The organism is Leucobacter sp. UCMA 4100 (genome assembly GCF_027853335.1).
Taxonomy (GTDB): Bacteria; Actinomycetota; Actinomycetes; order Actinomycetales; family Microbacteriaceae; genus Leucobacter_A.
The window spans coordinates 1,365,262-1,385,316 of record NZ_JAFEUS010000002.1; the positions used below are offsets into that span (position 1 = coordinate 1,365,262).

The 20,055-nt window shown below is 64.4% G+C and carries 21 protein-coding genes; 7 read left to right on the top strand and 14 right to left on the bottom strand.

Going from position 1 to position 20,055, the window contains the following annotated elements; genetic code table 11:
- Positions 1-19 precede the first annotated feature (19 nt).
- The 7 genes from JSO19_RS06445 to JSO19_RS06475 form a co-directional block, all read right to left on the bottom strand.
- A complete protein-coding gene (locus JSO19_RS06445) occupies positions 20-1,096 on the bottom strand; it encodes a phosphotransferase family protein (protein WP_270910528.1) in 1,077 nt (358 codons plus the stop codon).
- Positions 1,093-2,358: an acyl-CoA dehydrogenase family protein gene (locus tag JSO19_RS06450; RefSeq protein ID WP_270910530.1), complete on the bottom strand. Its 1,266-nt coding sequence runs from the start codon at positions 2,356-2,358 to the stop codon at positions 1,093-1,095. The genes JSO19_RS06445 and JSO19_RS06450 overlap by 4 nt, the downstream gene beginning before the upstream one ends.
- Positions 2,355-3,131, bottom strand: a complete 777-nt coding sequence (locus JSO19_RS06455; RefSeq protein ID WP_270910531.1) for an SDR family oxidoreductase — start codon at positions 3,129-3,131, stop codon at positions 2,355-2,357. The genes JSO19_RS06450 and JSO19_RS06455 overlap by 4 nt, the downstream gene beginning before the upstream one ends.
- 356 nt (positions 3,132-3,487) lie before the next feature.
- A complete protein-coding gene (locus JSO19_RS06460; RefSeq protein ID WP_270910533.1) occupies positions 3,488-3,754 on the bottom strand; it encodes an ABC transporter ATP-binding protein in 267 nt (88 codons plus the stop codon).
- Positions 3,755-3,790: 36 nt separating this feature from the next.
- A complete protein-coding gene (locus tag JSO19_RS06465) occupies positions 3,791-4,351 on the bottom strand; it encodes a hypothetical protein (protein WP_270910535.1) in 561 nt (186 codons plus the stop codon).
- Between the two features lie 85 nt (positions 4,352-4,436).
- Positions 4,437-5,336, bottom strand: coding sequence for a hypothetical protein (locus JSO19_RS06470; protein ID WP_270910536.1), 900 nt, complete (start codon positions 5,334-5,336; stop codon positions 4,437-4,439).
- Positions 5,337-5,403: 67 nt separating this feature from the next.
- The gene (locus JSO19_RS06475) at positions 5,404-7,215 is read right to left on the bottom strand and encodes a VWA domain-containing protein (RefSeq protein WP_270910538.1); all 1,812 of its coding nucleotides are present in this window, start codon (positions 7,213-7,215) and stop codon (positions 5,404-5,406) included.
- Positions 7,216-7,313: 98 nt separating this feature from the next.
- On the opposite strand from JSO19_RS06475, the gene JSO19_RS06480 reads away from it, so the two are divergent.
- Positions 7,314-8,882: an AAA family ATPase gene (locus JSO19_RS06480; protein WP_270910539.1), complete on the top strand. Its 1,569-nt coding sequence runs from the start codon at positions 7,314-7,316 to the stop codon at positions 8,880-8,882.
- 9 nt (positions 8,883-8,891) lie between these two features.
- On the opposite strand, the gene dnaB is transcribed toward JSO19_RS06480, so the two are convergent.
- Complete coding sequence (gene dnaB, locus JSO19_RS06485; RefSeq protein ID WP_270910540.1) at positions 8,892-10,268, bottom strand: replicative DNA helicase; 1,377 nt, start codon at positions 10,266-10,268, stop codon at positions 8,892-8,894.
- Positions 10,269-10,876: 608 nt separating this feature from the next.
- On the opposite strand from dnaB, the gene JSO19_RS06490 reads away from it, so the two are divergent.
- On the top strand, positions 10,877-11,566 hold the full coding sequence (locus JSO19_RS06490) for a DUF1684 domain-containing protein (RefSeq protein ID WP_270910541.1): 690 nt from the start codon (positions 10,877-10,879) through the stop codon (positions 11,564-11,566).
- A gap of 25 nt (positions 11,567-11,591) precedes the next feature.
- On the opposite strand, the gene JSO19_RS06495 is transcribed toward JSO19_RS06490, so the two are convergent.
- Positions 11,592-12,752, bottom strand: a complete 1,161-nt coding sequence (locus JSO19_RS06495; protein ID WP_270910542.1) for a DUF418 domain-containing protein — start codon at positions 12,750-12,752, stop codon at positions 11,592-11,594.
- 151 nt (positions 12,753-12,903) lie between these two features.
- Here JSO19_RS06495 and JSO19_RS06500 point away from each other — a divergent pair, with 151 nt between their 5' ends.
- Together JSO19_RS06500 and JSO19_RS06505 are read left to right on the top strand one after the other, a co-directional pair.
- Positions 12,904-13,506, top strand: coding sequence for an ArsR/SmtB family transcription factor (locus JSO19_RS06500; protein ID WP_270910543.1), 603 nt, complete (start codon positions 12,904-12,906; stop codon positions 13,504-13,506).
- Positions 13,507-13,509: 3 nt separating this feature from the next.
- Positions 13,510-14,367 carry a M23 family metallopeptidase gene (locus tag JSO19_RS06505; protein WP_270910544.1) on the top strand — a complete coding sequence of 286 codons (858 nt, stop codon included), beginning with the start codon at positions 13,510-13,512 and terminating at the stop codon, positions 14,365-14,367.
- 294 nt (positions 14,368-14,661) lie between these two features.
- Here the strand turns inward: JSO19_RS06505 and rplI are convergent, their stop codons facing one another.
- The 5 genes from rplI to JSO19_RS06530 all read right to left on the bottom strand — a co-directional run bounded on the left by rplI (position 14,662) and on the right by JSO19_RS06530 (position 17,094).
- Positions 14,662-15,111, bottom strand: a complete 450-nt coding sequence (gene rplI, locus JSO19_RS06510) for a 50S ribosomal protein L9 (protein ID WP_217133123.1) — start codon at positions 15,109-15,111, stop codon at positions 14,662-14,664.
- An 11-nt stretch (positions 15,112-15,122) separates the two neighbouring features.
- Positions 15,123-15,380, bottom strand: a complete 258-nt coding sequence (gene rpsR, locus JSO19_RS06515) for a 30S ribosomal protein S18 (protein ID WP_217133125.1) — start codon at positions 15,378-15,380, stop codon at positions 15,123-15,125.
- Positions 15,381-15,428: 48 nt separating this feature from the next.
- On the bottom strand, positions 15,429-15,971 hold the full coding sequence (locus tag JSO19_RS06520) for a single-stranded DNA-binding protein (RefSeq protein WP_217133131.1): 543 nt from the start codon (positions 15,969-15,971) through the stop codon (positions 15,429-15,431).
- A gap of 2 nt (positions 15,972-15,973) precedes the next feature.
- Positions 15,974-16,333 (bottom strand): 30S ribosomal protein S6, encoded by a 360-nt coding sequence (gene rpsF, locus JSO19_RS06525; RefSeq protein WP_217133134.1) that lies wholly within the window; start codon positions 16,331-16,333, stop codon positions 15,974-15,976.
- 176 nt (positions 16,334-16,509) lie between these two features.
- Entirely contained in the window at positions 16,510-17,094 is a 585-nt protein-coding gene (locus JSO19_RS06530) for an HdeD family acid-resistance protein (RefSeq protein ID WP_270910546.1), read from the bottom strand.
- A gap of 122 nt (positions 17,095-17,216) precedes the next feature.
- Between JSO19_RS06530 and JSO19_RS06535 the strand changes: the two genes are divergently transcribed.
- The 3 genes from JSO19_RS06535 to JSO19_RS06545 all read left to right on the top strand — a co-directional run bounded on the left by JSO19_RS06535 (position 17,217) and on the right by JSO19_RS06545 (position 20,048).
- Positions 17,217-18,506, top strand: a complete 1,290-nt coding sequence (locus JSO19_RS06535) for a glycosyltransferase (protein WP_270910548.1) — start codon at positions 17,217-17,219, stop codon at positions 18,504-18,506.
- Positions 18,507-18,636: 130 nt separating this feature from the next.
- Positions 18,637-19,389: a methionine ABC transporter ATP-binding protein gene (locus JSO19_RS06540; RefSeq protein ID WP_270910550.1), complete on the top strand. Its 753-nt coding sequence runs from the start codon at positions 18,637-18,639 to the stop codon at positions 19,387-19,389.
- Positions 19,386-20,048, top strand: coding sequence for a methionine ABC transporter permease (locus tag JSO19_RS06545; protein WP_270910551.1), 663 nt, complete (start codon positions 19,386-19,388; stop codon positions 20,046-20,048). The genes JSO19_RS06540 and JSO19_RS06545 overlap by 4 nt, the downstream gene beginning before the upstream one ends.
- Positions 20,049-20,055: the final 7 nt, after the last annotated feature.

The following is a 20,055-nucleotide window of genomic DNA, read 5'->3' on the forward strand; positions in this document are numbered from 1 at the left end:
CTGCGCCCCTCCGAGCTCGTTATCGGGTGATCGCCTGAGCGCACTCGAGCACGCGCGGCACCTCGAACTCGAGCGTGTGCGCAAAGTCGTCACCGGGTCGCTCCCCCGCTTGCCAGCGGCTGTAAATCGCCTCGAGAAACACCGACGACTTCCAAAGCGCGAGCGTCTGATACCAGGGCAGGTCGCTCACGTCGAGGCCCGTGCCCGCGGCGTAACGCTCGGCGATCTCGGCGCGGTTCAGGTACCCCTCTTCGAGCGTTGCGCTCGTGAGTTCCATGACCGTGCCCTGCGAGGTCGGGTCGCTGTAGGTGACCGTGAGGTAGCCGAGATCAGCGAGCGGATCGCCGAGCGTCGCCATCTCCCAATCGAGCACCGCAAGCACTCGCGGGTCACCAGCGGGCTCAAACATGACGTTGCCGAAGCGGTAATCACCGTGCACCAGGGCGGGCCGCTGCGTCGCCGGTCGGTTCGCCTCAAGCCAGCGCGAGAGCTCGCCGATGAGCGGCAGCTCGCGCTGCGATACCTGGCCCGCGAGCCCCGTGAACGTCTTGACCTGGCGCTCAAGATAGCCGTCGGCGCGGCCGAACGAGGCGAGTCCCGCCCGCTCGAGATCAAGGCCGTGCAGCCCCACGAGCGTATCGACGAGCGCCTCTGACGCCTTGCGCCTGCCCGCGACCGTGTCAAAGAACCCGGGCGTCTCGTCGAGCAGAATGACGCCCTCAAGATACTCCATGACGTAAAACGGGACGCCCAGCACCGAGACCTCCTCGCACACCGCGAGAATGTTCGGCACCGGCTCGCCCACCCGGTGCAGCCCCTGCTGCACCGTCGCCTCGCGAATCATGTCGTGGGTCGATTTGGGCAGCGGCGGCCTCGGGCCGCGGCGCAGCACGACCCTGGTCTGACCCCGCTCGATGAGGTAGGTGATGTTCGACTGGCCGTCACCAATGCGCTGCCACGCAATCGGGCCCTCGCCAATGCCGCGCTCGTCGAGAAACTTCGTGACCCGATCGACGATGAGCAGCGGCGGCATCGCAAGCCCGGCCGCGTCTTCAAGCGTTGCAACGACCTCTGTTCCGTCTGGAGTCGTGATCATTGCTGCCCCCAAATATCGTTGCCGTGCTCGTTGACGGTGTCAAGCGGCAGAGCCCCGGCCTCAACCTCACGGCGCCTGCGAGACGAGGCGCGGCGGGCAATGGCCCACTTATGGGTCTCGTTCGATCCGTCATAGATGCGAAACGGGCGCACCTCGTTCGCGTACGAGGCGAGCGGCAGCGCGTCGGTCACGCCATCGCCACCGCACAGCTGAATTGCCCGGTCGATGATGCGGCCGATCGCATCGGCGCAGTGCACCTTCGCGATGCCGGAGAGCGCCGCGCCGGCCTTCGGGTCGTGTTCGAGCATGGCCGCGGTGCGGTCGATGATCGCCTCTGAGGTCGCGATGTCGATCTCAGACTGCGCAAGCATCTCTTGCGCGATACCGAGCTCGCGCAACTGCGAGCCAAACATCTCACGCCTCGCCGCGCGGTCAAGCGCGATGTCCTGCGCGCGCTTCGCAAGACCGAGCCAGCGCATGCAGTGCGTGAGCCGGGCCGGCCCAAGCCGCACCTGCGCGTAGGCAAAGCCCTCGCCCGGAGCCCCGAGCACCGCGTCGTCGGTCACCACGCAGTCTTCGAAGTACACGTGCGGGTGGCCGCCCGCAATCGCGGTATCGATCGCGTTGATCGGGTTGCCAAGCCGCACCCCGGGGTGATCCATATCGATGAGAAACATCGTGGCTCCCGCGGGAAAACCCTCGTCGGCCGAGGCCTCGGTGCGCGCCATGAGAATGCAGTACGCCGCGCCCTCGGCCCCGCTGATGAAGCGCTTGTGCGCGTTGATCCGCCAGCCTCCGTCGACTCGCTCCGCGGTCGATTGCAATGCGAGCGGATCAGAGCCGGCCCCCGGGTGCGGCTCCGTCATGCCGAAGCACGAGCGCACGTCGCCCGACCCGAGCGGCACGAGATACCGCGCCTTCTGCTCGTCGGTCGCGATGAGCTCGAGCATGTGCATATTGCCCTCGTCGGGCGCCATGCAGTTGAGCACGGCGGGGCCGATGGGTGAGTAGCCGGCCTCGATGAAGATCGCCGGCCAGTGCTCGAGCGGCACCCCCTGGCCGCCGTACTCAGTCGCAAGGTGGGGCGCAAACACGCCCGCCGCTTTGGCTTTGCTCATGAGGTCGCGGCGCGTGGCCTCGGTCAGGGTCGTGCCAGGCTTCGGCTCGGCTGGTATGACGACGTCGCGAATGAAGGCGCGCGTCTTGAGGCGCAGCGTCTCGTAGGGTTCGGGAAGCATGCTTGCCTTCGTTGCCGCGCTCATGCCGCACCTCCCGCAGCGAGCAGCCCGCCATCAAGCACGAGCGTTTGCCCCGTGACCCACGAGGCGTCGGGCGAGACGAGGTAGGCGACGGCTCCCGCGATGTCTTCGGGGGTGCCCAGGCGCTTCGCCGGGTACGCAGCCGCGACCTCTTCTTCGCGCCCCTCGTAGAGCGCCTTCGCGAAATCAGTCTTGACGACGGCCGGAGCGACCGCGTTCACGCGCACCTCGGGGCCGAGCTCGGCGGCGAGCGTGGTCGTCAGGTGCATGACCGCGGCCTTCGTCACGCCGTACATGCCGATGCCTGGCGAGGGGGTGCGGCCCGAGACCGACGAGAGGTTCACGACCGAACCGCCGTGCTCAGCGAAGCCGAGCCCCTCGTGGTGGTAGGCGGCCTGCGCCCAGGCGAGCATCGACACGACGTTCACCTCGATGAGCTTGCGCACGGCGCCGAGATCGATGTCGATGAGCTTGCCGTAGACGGGGTTGATGCCCGCGTTGTTGACGAGAATATCGAGCCGACCCCACTTCGCGGCGATCTGCTGCATCACGGCCTCGCGGTGCTCGGCATCGTCTGACTTGCCTGCCACGACCATGACGCTGCCCTCTGGCAAGGCACTCGCCACCTCGGTGAGCGTCTCTTCGGTGCGGGCGGTGATGCACACCTTCGCGCCATCGGCTACGAGCCGCTCAGCGATGGCGCGGCCAATGCCACGGCTCGCTCCGGTTACGATTGCCACCTTGCCTTCCAGCGGCTTGGGGGTACTGTGTGTCATGTGAAACTCCATCGTCGTTGAGGGTGCATCTTCTTGCTCATGCGCCGCGGCCGTATGCCCGTTGCACGGTCGAGCAGGCGGCCTGTGGAAGGCCGATCGTGCGGCAACAGCGCTGCCGACCGATCACTCGCTCGGTACTACTCTAGCCCCGGCCAGCGCTCCCTCACAAGCTACCAAATGCGCGGGCGCGCGGGTTGGTGATGTTTCCTAGAGATCAGGGCCGTGGCACCAGTCACCGTTCATCCCACGGTGTGTGCTGTGCGCAAACGACAGAGGGAGCCTTCCATCCGTGGAAGGCTCCCTCTGTCGTTGAGCGTGAGGTGCGGGAGCGGTGAACGCTTGCCCGCGGCGGCTCGTTACTCGTGTGCGTCGTCGATGCTCTTGCGCGCCTCAACGTCTTCGGGGTTTGGCTTCATGCCGAGGCCCGCGAGTGCGAAGACGACGAGGCAGACGATGAACGCGATGACGAAGCAGATGAGCGCGAGCTTGATGTCTCGGGTCGCCATGAGAATCACGAGGGTTGCAAACACCGAGAGAACCGCCGAGAGACCGAGCAGCTCGGCTGGGCGCAAGCGATCTTTCTTCGATGGTGAGATGGGCTGGTGCTGTTCTTCGTGCGTCATGATCCGTTTTCCGTGAGAGTGCGTGCGTAGGAGTGCTTAGAGCACTTCAGGCGCAGCTGCTTTGGCAGTGCGATCGAAGGCGGCGATACCGAGGTACACCCCAACGATGATGCAGTAGGCGGCAAAAAAGCCCATCACTGCGGGAAGACCTCGCGCGGCAAACGCGAGAATGAATGCGAGCAGCCCGGCAACGAGCGCGACGGTGAGAAACTCGCCCTCGCGTGTTTGTACCCACTGCCACACTGAGGCGATGGTGGTGAGTGACGCCCACACGAGCAGGAGCATCGAGAGTGCCGCGGTGCTTGGCATGAATGGCGCAGCGATACCGGTGACGACCGCGAGCGCTGCGAGTGCCAGGGTGAGCGGGCGCTGTGCGGTTTCGGCCGCGGCCTTGCTCGTGGCTGCCAGCGCGACACCGTAGACGATGCCGAATACCGCGACGATCCACCGGTTAAATGCCAGCTGGTCGTGCATCTCTTGCGTGAAGGTCACCGCGAAGCCGGTGAGCAGCAAGACAATTGCCGGTACGAAAAGATTATTGCGAACGGTCGTGCGCTGCTTAGCCACCGCGAGGTCTGCGATATTGCTTCCTGCCATGTCTAGCCACCTCCCTACAGAGACACTGCTTGAATTCCAACTTCTTATTGTAGCCGCTTCACCGTACTGGCGCCTGTGCGCAACGTCACCGGTTTTTGTGCGCGGTTTCGGCAAAATTTGGGGGCAGGAGCGGCGGCCTCGCGCCCTGGTGCGGGCCCTGTTGTGCCCACTCGCGCGTGCTCACCCGAATGGAGTGCTCGTGTTCGTCGTATACGTGCCTCGCCGCGAGGCGCCCTTCACCGAGCCGGCCGGCGATCCACGTGAAGGTGCGGGCGTCGACGTACTCGCCGCCGCGCCTGGCCCGCATGAGCTGCAGGGTGAGCATTTCGGCGAGCCTCGGGTGCGGCCCATGCCGGTGGTTTTGGCCGAGCAGTGGTGGCGCTTGGCCTCCTGGCACCACCGCGAGCGACCAGAAGGTTGCGGCGACGCTGACGCGGGTGTTTGCCGAGCGTTCGGCCCCGCTACCCTCGGCGGCGTCGGCCGCGATGGGCCACTCGAGCAGCTGAAACTCTGCGACGATCTCGCTCGAGAGGGTGAGCTTGGGGGCGCCCTCGCACCGGTCGAAGGCCGCGCTCCACTGCTCGCTCCCCTGGCCGAGCGGCGTGAGCACGACCTCGAGCTGATCATCGGCTTCGAGCCTCGCCGCGAGCGCGCCAAGGTCGAGGCCCTGCTCGGTCCAGTGCGCGACCGTTGGCGTTTCAAGTTCGGGCCAGAGCGCCTCGGCATCGGCGAAGGCACGCCACACTCGTTGGCGGATCGGCTCGGCCAGGTCATCAAGGCCGAGCGCCTCGAACGCCCCGCCCGGAACGGTCAGGGTTTCGGCCTTCGCGTCGAGCCGTTCGGCGATGCGCGCTGCGGGATTCGCGACGCCCGCGCGATCTGCCGCGAGGAGCGCCTGCGTCGTTGGGCCGCCGAGGAGCCCGGCGAGGCGCACGCCGTCTCGGTGCCGCTCTGGCTCTGAGAGCACGCGTTCTTCAACCACCATGCCTACCATCTTCTCACTGCCGCCTCATCACTTGCCCACTGCCAGACTTGCTCGCTGCCTGCCACGGTCACGTCGCCGCGTCGATGATGAGGCGTTCGAGGGCCCCGGCGAGGTCTCGGGCGTCGTCAACCCGCTGGGCGGTCGGGGCATACCTGGCGACAAGCTCATCTGAGCGCATGCCGAGACCGAAGACGGTGACCCCGCGCGCTCGCATGTGCTGCAGGAGCGCCCTGGCCGCGAGCTCGTCGTCTGAGCCGCCATCAGAGATGACGATGACGAGGCGCTGGCGCTCGGTACCACCCGTAGCCCGCTCGATGCCGAGCTCACGCATTGCGAGTTCGAGGGCTCGTGCATCGTTCGTGCCGCCGCTTGAACTCAGTGCTTCGCCAAGGAGCCTCGCTCGCGAAGCATCGTCGTTTGCGGCCGCAAGCGGCTTGACGAGCACGGGCTCAGCGTCGAACACGATGAGCCCGGTGCGAAGCCGCATATCGAGGTCGATACCGAGGCGGCGTTCTTCGGTCTCAACGTCTCTCGCTACCGCGGCGAGCGCCTCAATGACGACGAGAGCGGCGTCGGCGGCGACCGGAGCCACATGACGCATTGAGCCCGAGCGATCGATGAGCAGCACGATGTCGAGGTTGCCGGGCTCTTCACGGCGTCGAATGACGCGCTCCCTGCGGGCATAGGCTCTGGGCCTCGCAACACCCGAGAGCGCCTCGGCGACGGCGCCGGGGAGCGCCTGCCGCATGAGCGTCTCGCCCTGCGTCTCAGCAACCCGGCTCTCTCGCCTGAGCGGCGTTTTTCGCTCGGCGATCAGCTGCTCAAACACCGCACGGAGCGCCTCAATGTCGCTTTCCCGCGACGCGACGCGTTCTCGGTAGGTCGCAAGCCGCACCTGGCCGAGCGCCCTCGCAGCAGCGACAGACTCTCGCTGACCGCCCTGGCCTCGCGCCTCGGCACCGCTCGCCTCCCACTCAGAGAGCGCCCTCGCGGCTTCGCTCGACAACGGCATTGGGGTGTCGAGCATCGCCTTCACCTCACCCGCCTTCTGCGCCTCAAAGAGGTCAGCGCCCTCGGCCTGTTCTGGGCCTTCGCCGGCCCTTGCCTGCTCGTTTCCCTCTTGCGCGCTCGCATCTTCTGAGGCCGAGCCCGCGTCACCCTGTACGGCGTCGGCTTCGTCGCCCTCGCCGCCCTGCTCAAACCCTTCACTACCGATGTCGCCCTCAGAAGCCTGCCGCTCTGCATGCTCACCGTGGGTCGCGAGGCCCCTCGAGCGCGAGGCGAGCAACCGCTCGTACGGGTCGAGCGTCAGAGCGAGCAACCGCGCAAAGGTTTGTTCGGGATGCGGGTCGGCGAGTGGGGCCATCGCAACCCACAGGGTCTCAGCACCAATGCGCTCCTCGAGCACCTCGCCGCTCACCGCAACCGTCGCGTTTGGCGAGAGCGCATCACCGAGCAGCAGCGCAAGCCACTGCAGGTCGGCTGTCGCCTCACTCAGGTCGCGTGCGAGCATTGCTGCCGTACTGACCTCGAGGCCCGCGCGAAAGCCAGGAAAGGCGGTCAGCATTTCGCCCGCCGCCTGGAGCCGGTCGAGCGTCACGAGCAACGGTTCGACCTCGGGGCGCGTCGCACCGAGCGTCACGCGTTGCTGCGTTCTGCGCTCTGCGCCGACCGGCAGCCGACCCACGACCCAGAGGTCGAGCATGATGAGTGCTGTAAGCGCATCGTCGCTCAGCTCGGCGCCCAGAGCGCCGTATGCTCTCGTGCCCACCACGACTGCGCCCTCGTGAACACCCCAGGCATCGGCCTCGGTCACCTGAACCGAGACCCCGAGCAGCTTCGCAGCCGCCGTAACCCTTGTATGAACACCCTCTGTCATGATCACACTGTATCGAGAGCCACCGACATCGCAGGCGGCGCGACACCGTCGTTCCCCACAGGCCTCACTCTGTCGGTGCCCCGTGCTAACGTGACCGCATGGTGTCAGCTCAAGCCAATCCGGTTCTTCTCGAAGCCCTCGAACTCGCCGAGGCTCTTCGGGTCATTCGACGTGCTGCGGTGCGCGATCAGCGCACCCTCTCTGGCCACGCTGTGACCCCCGAGCAGGCTGAGCAGTTGCGAGGCGCCATCGCCTCGGCGCTCAGAAGCACTGAAGCGACAAGCCACGACCAGGCCACAGAGCTCCCGCACGCGCCGTTTGCCGCGCCGGTACGCGAGCACCTCCGCGAGCTCGCCGTTACCGCCGCACGCTGGAACGCGTTGTGGCGCGATCACCACGACATGCTGGCTCCCGCACTCGACGAGCACCTGACCGCCCTTCGCCAAGCCATCGCCCTGCACAAACTTGAAGACGATTCGCGCGCTCGCTCGCAAGGCCAAGACGAGGTACGCCAGCTCGCGGCCGCGAGCGACCGAGTGCTCACACCCGCCGAACGGCGCCGACTCGCAAGCGATGTTCCACGTGCAACATCGCTCCCCGAAGCAAGCGAAGCAGCTCACACCCTCAGCGCCGAGGCCGCCAACCCCGAAGCTGTCGCACGCGCACTCGGCCAGATCACCCTCAAGCGGGCGACCAGCGAACTCAGCCAGGGGCTTCTCGTCACCGACCAGATGCGAGACATCATCACCGAGGCGGTACCCGTGCTGCACAGGGGCGATCCGCTCCTGCTCATCGGTGAGACGGGTGGGGCAAAAACCGCGCTTGCCGAGCACCTCGCCCGCACGGCCGTAGCCGGCGAGCCAGAGTTCGTGTCGGGCTACGGCGACATCACGAGCGCACAGGTCATCGGCACGCACGAGCTGCGGGCCGTCGACGGGGCAACGCTCACCGAGTTCGTTCCCGGGCCGCTCGTGCGGGCAATGACGCTCGGAAAGCCGATCATTCTCGACGAGATCAACGCGATGCCGCCCGAGTTCTTGAAGCGACTCAACCGTATTCTGCAGCTCGGGCCCGGCGACCGCTTCAGCGTGCAAGAAAACGCAGGCGCCCAGGTTCGCATCGCCGAGGGCTTCGTCATTCTGGCCACGGCCAACGAGCAGTCGCGCAGACGCTACCGCGGCATCGAACAGCTGAGCGCCGAGCTCGTGAACCGCTTCGGGGCCAACACGTTCAGGGTGCTCTACCCCGACGCGCAGCGCAGCTTTCATGAAACCCCCACCGAAAACCTACTGCTCGCCTCGGCCGCAGCGAGCGGAGCCGACGGGCGCCTGCTCCCGGGCATGTCGTCTGAACTCCTCGAGCGGGTGGCCCGCGTAGCCTTCGTGAGCCAACAGGTTTTTGCCGGTTCGCAGGCCGAGGGCTTCAGCGACTACGTGAGTACCGAGCACGCCGTTGACGGGCGCCCGGGTCTCGAAGAGTCAGTCATTGCACCCCGCACGCTCGTGTCGATCGTGCGCAAGGTCTCACGCAGCGCAGGCGCGCTCACCCTCGACCACGCGCTCTCGCGCTTCGTCTCGGGCGTCATGCACAGCGAAGACCGCCAGGTCCTGACCCTCATTCTGCACGGCCAGGGCTTCGGCCTCACCGAACTCGCGACCGGGCGCTGAGCCGCCCGGCTAGATGCCGCTCGGCATATCCTGAAAGCGCGAGAAGTGGCCCTGGAAGGCGACCGTGACGGTACCCGTGGGGCCGTTACGCTGCTTCGCGAGAATAAAGTCTGCCTCGCCAGCACGCGGGTGATCTTTCTCGTGAACCGCCTCACGGTGCAGCAAGATCACCATATCGGCGTCCTGCTCCAGTGAGCCCGACTCACGCAGGTCACTGATCGCGGGAAGCTTATCAGCACGCTGCTCAGAAGCACGGTTCAGCTGCGACAGGGCCACGACCGGCACATCGAGCTCTTTCGACAACAGCTTGAGCGCACGCGAGAACTCACTGACCTCTTGCTGACGGCTCTCAACCTTCTTACCGCTCGTGAGCAGCTGCAGGTAGTCAATGACAATCATGCGCAGGTTATCGGTCTGCTTCAGCCGGCGGCATTTCGCGCGGATCTCAGCGAGCGTCATATTGGCGCTGTCGTCGATGAACAGCGGCGCGTCGTGAATACGGCTCTGCGTCGCAGCGAGCTTCGTCCAGTCACGCGGCTCAAGGTTGCCCTTACGCAGCACCTGCATAGGAATCGAGGCCTCAGCGGCGAGCATACGCGTCGCGATCTCGGCGCGACCCATCTCGAGTGAGAAGAACACCGTCGCAGCGCCGTGACCCACCGATGCGGCCCTCGCCACGTCGAGCGCAAGCGTCGACTTACCCATCGCGGGACGAGCAGCAATGATGATCATCTGGCCGCCGCCAAAACCGTTCGTAAGCTCATCGAGCTCCTGGAACCCGGTAGGAACACCGGTCATACCGTCTTCGAGCGTGCCGGCGCGTTCAATCTCGGCCACGGCATCATCCATGGCAAGCGACAACGGCACGTAGTCTTCGCCAGCGCTACCACCGGCAACGTTGTACACCTCGGCCTGCGCGTTATTCAGCAGGTCGACGGCCTCGCCCTCCCCCGAGTAACCCATCTGGGCGATGCGGGTGCCCGCGTCAACGAGCCTGCGCAAGAGCGCCTTGTCGCCGACGATCTCGGCGTAGTAGCCCGCGTTTGCCGCGGTGGGCACGACCGCGGTGAGCGAGTGCAGGTAGGCAACGCCACCGGCACGCTGCAGATTGCCGAGCTTGGTCAGCTGGTCTGAGACCGCGATCTCATCGGTTGGCTCGCCGTGCGCGTAGAGATCCATGATCGCGTCATAGATCACCTCGTGCTTTGGCACGTAAAAGTCAGCGCCGCGCAGCAAGCCGTACACGTCGGCAACAGCGTCTTTCGAGAGCATCATGCCGCCGAGAACACTCTGCTCAGCGAGCAAATCGTGCGGCGGTGTGCGCTCAGCCCCCTGTTCGAAGGAGCCTTGCGACGGGTCTGTAGCGCTGATGTGCGCGAGTGACATGGGGCCTCCGAACAGTGAATGCTTCGTGAACGACAATCACGAGTATTGCCGAAACTACTGACACAACCGTAGGCACTTTCAGGCGGTTGATCAACTCGCCGTTTTCTCACCTGTGGATAACTATGTGCATAAGGCACCAATACAGTGGGTACTTTATTCACACAAGCTGTTAGTAACTGTGTATAAGTTTTTTGTTCAAAAAATCTTTGATGCCCTGACCTGGGATTTTGGTGTTCTTGTGCTGTGCACAACAAGAACCTTTAACCACAGGTTCAACCTTAAACCGCTGACTTGACTGTGGAGAAAAGAGGGGGTAAGAGGTGCTTTACAGGCCTTTTTTGAGGGGGTTTTCCACGTCATTTTTCGTGACATAAACACCCTCGATCCCACTCCCGCGTAGGGTAGAGAGGTAACGCAGAAGGGAACGTTCAATGTCATTCGATGAACATCTTCACGCCCGTTGGAGGGTGTGGCGCCACGCCCGACACGCCGATCTGACACACCCGTACGGTTGGAGTGCGCCAATTGCTCAACACTGGCTTCCCGATGGCTCGACCGATATCACGCTCCCCGATCTCCCGGGCCGGTGGAGCGCACACCATGGCGAAGTGACGTACACCCCCGACCCAGCCGCGATCGCAGGCAACACCGCTATCGACGCCGCCACCGCCCCGCCGCTCACGGTGCAGGGCGCTCCAATCACCAGGCCCACCGTCATCGAGAACGGCCGATATCTCATGGGCGGGCATCCCGAGGCGCAACTCATCCTCTCCGGCGAACGAGAAGTCGAGACGATCGTTCGCCGAACGCCATCAGGCGGCAATATTTATGCCGTGCGCGTGCGCGATCCCAGATCGGCGGCAACGGCAGAGACGCTGCCCATCACGAGCTACGACTACGACGCCGCCTGGCGCATCCCGGCCCACTTCGAGCCCCACGCGGCCACCGAGGTGGTGCGCGAAACCCTCGCAGAGGGCGTCATCGATATCGTGCGAAGCATCGGCACCCTGAGCTTCACGCTCGGCGACGGTCTGGCGCCTCAACAGCTTGTCGTCTTTGGCACGCCCGGCCGCGCCTTCACGCACTTTCGCGACGCGACCAGTGGAGCCGAGACCCACGGCAATGGCCGCATGATCGAGCTCGAGATCACCGATGTCACTGAGCCAGCCGAGATCATCGTCGACTGGAACTACGCCTACAGCATGCCCTGCTCACTGACTCCTTACGTCTCGTGCCCCGTGCCCATCGCCGAGAACACCCTCGACGTGGCGGTCACGGCGGGTGAGCGGCTGCGGTAACCGCACCCGCGTTCGCCCGCTCGCATCACGCCTTTTCGACACGACCGTAGGTCAGCCTGCGCAGAATAGCCTCGGCCGGGCCTCGGAGCTGACGCCGCTCGAGAACTACTGCGGCGATGAGCGACGTGATCCACACGAGGATCGCGATCGCGAATGCGTCGCTGGTGCTGACCGCCGACCCGAGGCCGAAGCCCCACGGCGCCAAGAGCGGTGCAAAGATGAGCGACTGCCACAGGTAGCAGCTGAGCGAGCGCTTCCCGACGGCTGCGATTGCGGCCGTCACGTGTCCGAGCGGCTTTGCCTGCAGCTTCGCACCAATGACCCCGCAGAGTGCCACGTAGCCCAGGCCACCCCCGATGCCGCCGAGCTGCGCAAGGAGCATGACCGCCGTACCGCCCATGGTTCCGAGATCGAGTACACCGAGGTGCATGAGCGCCGCTGGCAGCGAGAGCACTGTCGCGATGACGATGCCCCAGAGCGCCACGCGCTGCATGGTGAGGCGCAGCGTGTGCCCCTCAAGGAAGCGATAGCGTGCCGCATAGCCACCGAGCAACACCGCAAAAGGAATGATGAGGCTGACGACCGAGAAGAAGGTTGCCAGCAGCCAGACGCCCAACCGCACCAGCATCGTTGCACCGTAGCCCTGGGTCGTGCCAGCCAAGATTTCAGCGTCGACGTCGAGTTGGCCGCTCTGCGCGACATCAAACACGCCGGGAGCGGCGAGCGAGACCATGGTGAACACCCCCGCGAGAAGAAGCATGGAGCCAGCAATGATGCTGCCGCTCACGATGAGGAGCACGCGCAATGTTTTCTCACTGCCCCGCAAGAGCAGCGGTGCGACGATAAGCCCCGTGAGTGCGTATGCGCCCAGAATGTCGCCCGAGAACAGGAGCAGTGCGTGCACGGCGCCAAACACGAAGAGCCACAGATGACGGCGCAGCAACATCGAACCGACCTCGTTCGGCGAAACATTTCGAGCGATGCGCGACTGTGCAAACTGCGTAATTCCGTACCCAAAGAGAAACGCAAACATCGGGTAAACATGGCCGTCAATGAAGAGTAACGCGAACGCAGAGAGCGCCCGGTCGAGCCCGCCCTCTGCCGCGGGGTGAAGCGAATAGGAACTGAGCTCACGCCCCCACACATGCCCTGAAACATTGGCCAGGGCGATGAATAACAGCATCATTCCACGTGCCAAATCTGGCGCGAGGACTCGCCTGCTTGCCGTGGCCGTACCGGGATATTCTGGATCATGCATATCTCTAGGTATAGCGCATGCCACCGACAATCGTAGATAAGCCTTGCGTTTAGATACGCTATTACGTACTATCGTACTAATGACGAACGCGAGCGATTCATCCGCCCCAATCGACGCCGAAGCCGCAAGCCCGGTGAAGTCGACGCCCTCAATCGCCGAGCTCACGGCGACGCTGCACTCGGTACTCGAACGCCTCGACGCCCTCGAAGCTGCGGACCCAACTCCCCCAGCTTCAGCCCACGACGGCGTGCATGCCCGGGCTCACGATGCAGACACGTTCTGGGCCCTCAACACTCTCGCCGCTAGCCGCCCCGAGCACCCGCTCACCAAACAGGGCGCTGTACTCGTGGCGGGTTCACTCTCGCTGCCCACGGGTGAACCCATTGCCTGGCAGGTCACGAGCGGAACCGAGCAGCTCTTCGAGCTCGACTGGTCACACCGGGCAAGTGCCCTCGCGGCCCTCGGCAACCCCGTTCGTCTCGAAATACTCAGGGCAATACTCAGCGGATCGCGCCTCACCAGCGAACTCGCCGAACTCGAGGCGCTCGGCACGACCGGCCAACTGCACCACCACCTGCGCCAGCTCGTCGCAGCGGGCTGGGTACAGCAGACCGGCCGGGCACACTACGAGGTGCCGCCAGCCAAGGTCGTGCCGCTGCTCGCGCTGATCGCCGAGGCCTAACGCATGAGAATCCCCACACGCGTGCTATACCGCCGTCGCTACCCCATGATGCTGCTCGCCTGCGCCCTCCTGCTCGGGCTCGCATTCGCGCCCTCGTCACTCGTTCCGCGCCCTGCCCGAACCGTCATCGCACTCGCTGGCGTCACTGCCCTCGCCCTCGCACTCGCACTCACTGCCCTGCGCCGCTTCATCGCAGAGCCAGCCGGCGAAGCGATATCGGTCACCCCACCCGTCACGGGCCGCTGGCTCGTGCTCAACGGCCCGTCGTCTGCCGTGCCGAGCCACGGGGTTCGGCTCTGGGGTCAGGCGTATGCGGTCGATCTCGTGGCGGATCCGCTGCCCTCTCTGCCCACTCCCGAACCCGCGGCGACTCGCCCCGAGTTCGGGTCGCCGGCCTTTCGCGAGACGCAGGCCTACCCCGCATTCGGCCAACCAGTGTATGCGATGGTGAGCGGCGAGGTTGTGGCTGTGCACAGGGCCAGGCGCGATCACCGTGCCCGCTCTTCGCACCTTTCGCTGCTCTGGCTCATAGCGGAGGGCTTTGTGCGGCAGCTCGGCGGCACGCGCTGGCTGCTCGGCAATTACGTGACGATTCGCGCCGAGGGAACGGGCGGTCGGAGCGTCTACGCGACCGTCGCGCACCTGCAGCGCGGGTCTGTGCTCGTGCGGGCGGGCGACCGCGTAACTGCGGGGCAGCGCATCGCCTCGTGCGGCAACACCGGCAACAGCTCTGAGCCGCACGTGCACGCGCAGCTGCAGGATCACCCGCGGGCGATGCTCGCCGATGGGCTGCCGATGACGTTTACGCCGCTCGCTGCGCTGCCTGTGAACGGTGAACACCTTGATGTAGGGGTGCGGTAGGGGGCTGCCGCAGTTCGGCCGGGGCCGGCCCCGGGGCTCGTGCACGCGTTTTTGGGGTTTACTTGACAGAAAGCAGGGTGTTTTCGCCGAAACACCCTGCTTTTCGTCAAGTGGATCCAGAACCAGCCCAAAACCAGCCCGAAGTGAACGCCAAGCAGCCACAACCGTCGCAACCACCACAAGCGCCGCCCGAAAGCCACAGAGTCGCGCCAGAAACACCACAGAAACGCCCCGAAACGCCACAGCGGCCGGCCCCCGAGGGGAACCGGCCGCTGTGTGCGTGCGATGAGCGCCTTAGCGCTGGCTGATGACCTGAAGCGTGAGCTTCGCGTCGACACCATCGTGAAGGTGTGCGACGGCCTTGTATTCGCCAGTCGTCTTGATGACGGGAAGCGTCACCTTGCGCTTGTCGATCTCGCCGAGACCCTGCGACTGTACAGCGTCTGCAACAGCTACGGGCTTAACCGAGCCGAAGAGACGGCCGCCAACGCCAGCCTTGACGATGAGACGAATCTTCTCGCCCTCGAGCTTCTGCTTGAGCGCTACTGCGTCTTCGTGGTTTGCGATGGCACGTGCCTCGCGTGCTGCACGAATGTCAGCAACCTGCGATGCGCCGCCACGGGTCCAAGCAACAGCGAATCCGCGGGGAACAAGGTAGTTACGTGCGTAACCGTTCTTGACCTCAACGACGTCGCCGGCTGAGCCGAGACCCTGAACTTCATTGGTAAGAATAACCTTTGCCATGTGAGTGCCCCCTAGCGGCCTGAGCCGGAGTAAGGGAGAAGGGCCATCTCGCGGGCGTTCTTAACTGCCTTTGCGATGAGACGCTGCTCCTGGACTGAAACACCAGTGATGCGACGTGAGCGAATCTTGCCACGCTCTGAAACGAACTTGCGAAGAGTCGCAATGTCCTTGTAGTCGATAACACCGACGGTAATTGATTTTGCGGGTGCGACGGGCTTTACGTTCTTGCCACGACCCTTGCGGCCTGCGCCGCTTGCCTTGCCTGCCATGTACTTTTCTTTCGTGAGAATTCAGGGGACGAGCCCCCAAAACAATGCTTAAAAAGGTGCTTCGTTGTCGAATGACTGGCCGGGGTTTGCCCAACCGTCGTTCGACGAAGCTCCGCGCCCCCAGGGCTGGTCTGACTGAGTCTGCTGCTGCTGAGGCGCCGACATGTTGTCGCCGCCCTGCTGCTGCTGACCGCCACCGAAACCGCCTCCGCCGCCCGCGCCACCGCGGGGCGGGGTACGCGTGACCTGTGCGGTCGCGTACCGGAGCGATGGGCCAATTTCGTCAACGTCGAGCTCGTACGAGGTGCGGCGCTGGCCTTCAACCTCGTAGTTACGCTGGCGAAGTGAACCGGTCACGATGACGCGGGTGCCCTTCGTCAGAGTGTTTGCAACGTTTTCTGCAGCTTCGCGCCACACCGTGCAGCGCAGGAACAATGCCTCGCCGTCACGCCACTCGTTCGCCTTGCGGTCGAACACGCGGGGGGTTGATGCTACTGAGAACGATGCGAGAGCGACGCCATTGTTGGTCCAACGCAGCTCGGGATCGGCAGTGAGGTTGCCAATCACCGTGATAACGGTCTCGCCTGCCATGGTTAGGCGCTCTTCGCTGCTGCGCGAGCTGCCTTCGCTGCGTCGCGTGCCGCCTGGGCACCACGCTGAGCGATGAGCTCGTCTGCACGGAGAACCTTCGTGCGCATGATTGACTCTGCAAGGCCGAGCTGACGATCAAGCTCAGCGGTTGCTGCGGGGGTTGCCGTGAAGTTCACGACGACGTAGATGCCTTCGTTCTTCTTATCGATCTCGTAGGCCAGGCGACGCTTGCCCCAGATATCGGTGTTCTCGATGACGCCACCGTCAGCGGTGATGACCGTGAGAAACTTCTCCATCGTCGGAGCGACAGTGCGCTCATCAACTCCGGGATCAAGGATCACCATGAGTTCGTATGGATGCATTATTGACCCACCTCCTTCGGACTCTTCGGCTACAGCGTTTCTGTAGCAGGAGGGTATATATGCAGTGCTCGCCCAGAAAAACAGACGAACAAACGTCGATTCTAGCAGAAAAACGCCTCGGCCCCGCACCTTTTCACAGGAACGGGGCCGAGGCGATGCTGGCGAATGCCACGTGACTAGAGCACGTGGCCTCCGAGCGTCTTAGCGCGCATCGCGCGAACGACCTGAATGAGGCCGAGCACAACGAGCGAGACGCCGAGTACCCACCACAGAATAACCGCGCTGTAGAGCGGGCTCATGACGAGCACGATACCGGCGATGAGGCTCAAGATGCCCGAGATGATGGTGATTGCCTTGTGATCGGTCTTGCCGACGAACGCAAATGAGACGAACGCTTCAATGATCCACAGCACACCAACGGTGATCGCGATGAAGACGGTGACCGTGAGCGCGGCGAACATGAGGTTCGAAAGGATCGCAATGCCACCGATGATGAAGAGCACGCCGAGCAGGGTGTAGCCGGTGCGCGCCCAACCGCCGCGGCTCTTCGAGAAGAAGCCGACGCCAATGTTGATCGCACCGTTGACGAGCACCCAAAAGCCGAGAATCGCGGCGACCGCGGTCATGACGGTTTTGCCGCTCTTGTCTGGCCAGATAAGGATGAGCAGGCCCATCACGATCGCGATGAGCCCCGCGGTCCCGAACAAAAACCTCGATGTCTCATGAATACGCTGTTCTTCTGACGGCGTTACATACGTCATCGCGTTCCCCCTAATTACTCGTTCCAAAAAATGGTTCTTACGTATTCACTGTAGCTCTTGGGCGGTTTACTGTATAGACTCCGGTCGACCACTGGCGCCCTTCACTTGCCTACACTTGAGGCATGCGCATCGGGCTCGTATCTCTGCACACCTCTCCCCTCGAAACCCCGGGTGGGGGCGACGCGGGCGGTCTCAACGTCGTTGTGCGCGAGGCTGCTCTCGCACTCGAGGCGCTCGGCTACGAGGTCACGATCGCGACCAGGGCATCGCTCAGGCAGCCCGCGGGTACTTTTCCACTCTCCAGCGATTCGAGCGTTACGGTTGTCGCGTTCGAGGTGGGCGACCCTGGCCTCAAGAAGCAAGCGCTCCACGCGCATACCCGCGAGTTTGGCCGGGCACTCGCCGCGCACCCGCTGCTCGGCGAGGTCGATGTGCTGCACGCACACTACTGGCTGAGCGGCATTGCGGCCCTCGAGGCGGGGCACGCTCCCGTCGTGACAACTCTGCACACGGTTGGCGCACAGAAGAACGCGCACCGCGCGGCCGCCGACGCACCCGAGCCTGGTTCCCGGCTCGACGCAGAGCGCCGGCTCGTCTCCGAGACCGCGCTCGTCGCGGGCAGTAGGAGCGAGCTCGCGGCGATCACCGAGGCTTACTGCAGCCCTGGCGGGGCGCCAATCACATCGCGGATCATTCACCCCGGCGTCGACACACGCCTCTTTTCACCGGAGAGCGAGACTCCTCCCGCGCCTCCCGAACGGTCGGGGCCGGAGGCGAAAAGTGGGGCAGGCACAAGCACAGCGCCAAGGCGTCGAGACGAAGCCGCTCGCGGCGCGGCATTTCTTGTCATCGGGCGGGTACAGCCCCTCAAGGGGCAGGATCTCGCCGTCGAGGCGTTCATTGCCTTCGCTCAGCTCGAGCCCGAGCTCGCGCGGGGGGCAAGCCTCACGGTCGCGGGTCAGGCGACGCCGGGGCAGGAGCCTTTCTTGGCAGCGCTCCAAGAGCGGGCGGGCGCCTCGGGGCTCGACATTCGGTTCTTGCCGGCCCAGTCTCGAGAGGGCGCGGCTCGCCTCATGCGCGAGAGCACCGTGACCCTCATTCCCTCGCACTCTGAAACCTTCGGTCTCGTCGCGCTCGAGTCGGCGGCATCGGGCACCCCCGTGATCGCCGCTCACACCACCGGTCTCGTCGAATCTGTCAGCGAAGGTGTGAGCGGTGTGCTCGTGAGCGGGCGCGATGCGCTTCACTGGGCTCAGGCGATGGCCCACACGGTGCGCGACACCGAGGCGACTGAGGCGCTTGGCAGCTCTGCGCGTGCATACGCACAGAGGCACGACTGGCACGCGCACGCACAGTCTCTTGAAGCGTACTTCACTGAAATCGCCTCCGTACAACGAAAGCGTAACGTATGACATTTTGTGAAGATATGCGTGCGATTGCTTATGAGATCGCGTATCGTCGTAACCGCGCCCAGCACCCCGGGCATCACCGACCCGCGCACCGCACCCGAGCGCACGGGCACCCACAGCACAGGAAGTTCGCATGACCGACCGCGATGCGGCGCTCACGTTTACGAAGGTGAGCAAACAGTACGAAGGCCCCGCGCCCGTTCTGGCGTTACACAACGTTTCTCTTGAGATCGCCCAGGGTGAAATCTTTGGCATCGTGGGGGAGTCGGGGTCTGGTAAGTCGACGTTCCTTGACCTGTGCGTTGGCCTGTTGCAGCCAACGAGCGGATCAGTGCGGGTGCTCGGTACCTCTGTCTCCGGCCTTTCTGACCGTGCGCTGCGCAAGCTGCGCCGCACCATCGGGGTCGTGTTTCAGGGCAATAATCTGCTCAGCAATGAGACGGTCGAAGACAACATCGAGTTGCCACTGAAGCTCACGGGTGCCAAGAACCCGAAGCGCGTTGCCGAGCTCCTCTCGTTCGTGGGCCTTTCGCACCGCGCCAAGCAATACCCGGGGGCGCTCTCAGGCGGCGAGCGGCAGCGCGTCGCGATCGCGCGGGCCCTCATGACGCAGCCGAGCATCGTGCTCTTTGACGAGCCGACCTCGGCCCTCGACCTCTCAACGCGCGACGACATTCTGCGCCTCATTCGCGCCACGAACACCGAGTTTTCAACCACCTGCGTGCTCGTTTCGCACGAGCTCGACGCGGTCAGAGCCATCTGCCAGCGAGCAGCCCTCTTCGAGAACGGCAAGCTGCGCGAGGTCGTAGAGGTTGCGACCTCGTTCAACGGCGACGATGATGAAACGCCGTACCTTGACTACGCGAAAGGCTACCTCGGGTCATGATCGACGCCATTGTGAGTAACTGGCCCGCGCTCGGCACAGCGCTCATCGAGACCGGCATCATGGTGTTTTTTGCGTTGCTCGCGGCGGTGTTGCTCGGCCTGCCGCTCGGCACCGTCATCTTTCTCACCGGGAAAGGGGGCATCAGGAAGAATCGCTTCGTGTGGCTCATCGCCGACTCGTACGTCACGGTCGTGCGCGCCTTCCCCTTCCTCCTCTTCATTGTCTTCCTCATCCCGTTCACTCGCCTCGTGCTCGGCACATCTTTCGGAGTAGCGGGAGGAACCTTCCCGCTACTTTTCGTCGCCGTCGCGATTTTCGCGAGGCTCACCGAGCAGATTCTGCGTGAGATTCCCCCCGGCATTCTTCGAGCCGCCCAGGCGATGGGGGCGAGCACCCTGCAAATCGTCACCCGTTTCCTGCTCTCTGAGGGCCGCCCCGGGCTCGTCTACGCCCTCACCTCGGCGACCGTCACCCTCGTCTCATACTCGACCGTGCTCGGGGTTGTCGGTGGCGGCGGTATCGGAGACTTTGCGATGCGCCACGGGTACCAGCGATACGACTGGACGCTCATGTACGCGGCAGTCATTCTCACCGTCGGTTGCGTACTCATCATTCAGTTCGTGGGCAACCGCATCTCAGCAGCACTCGACAAGCGTTAGCAGCGCC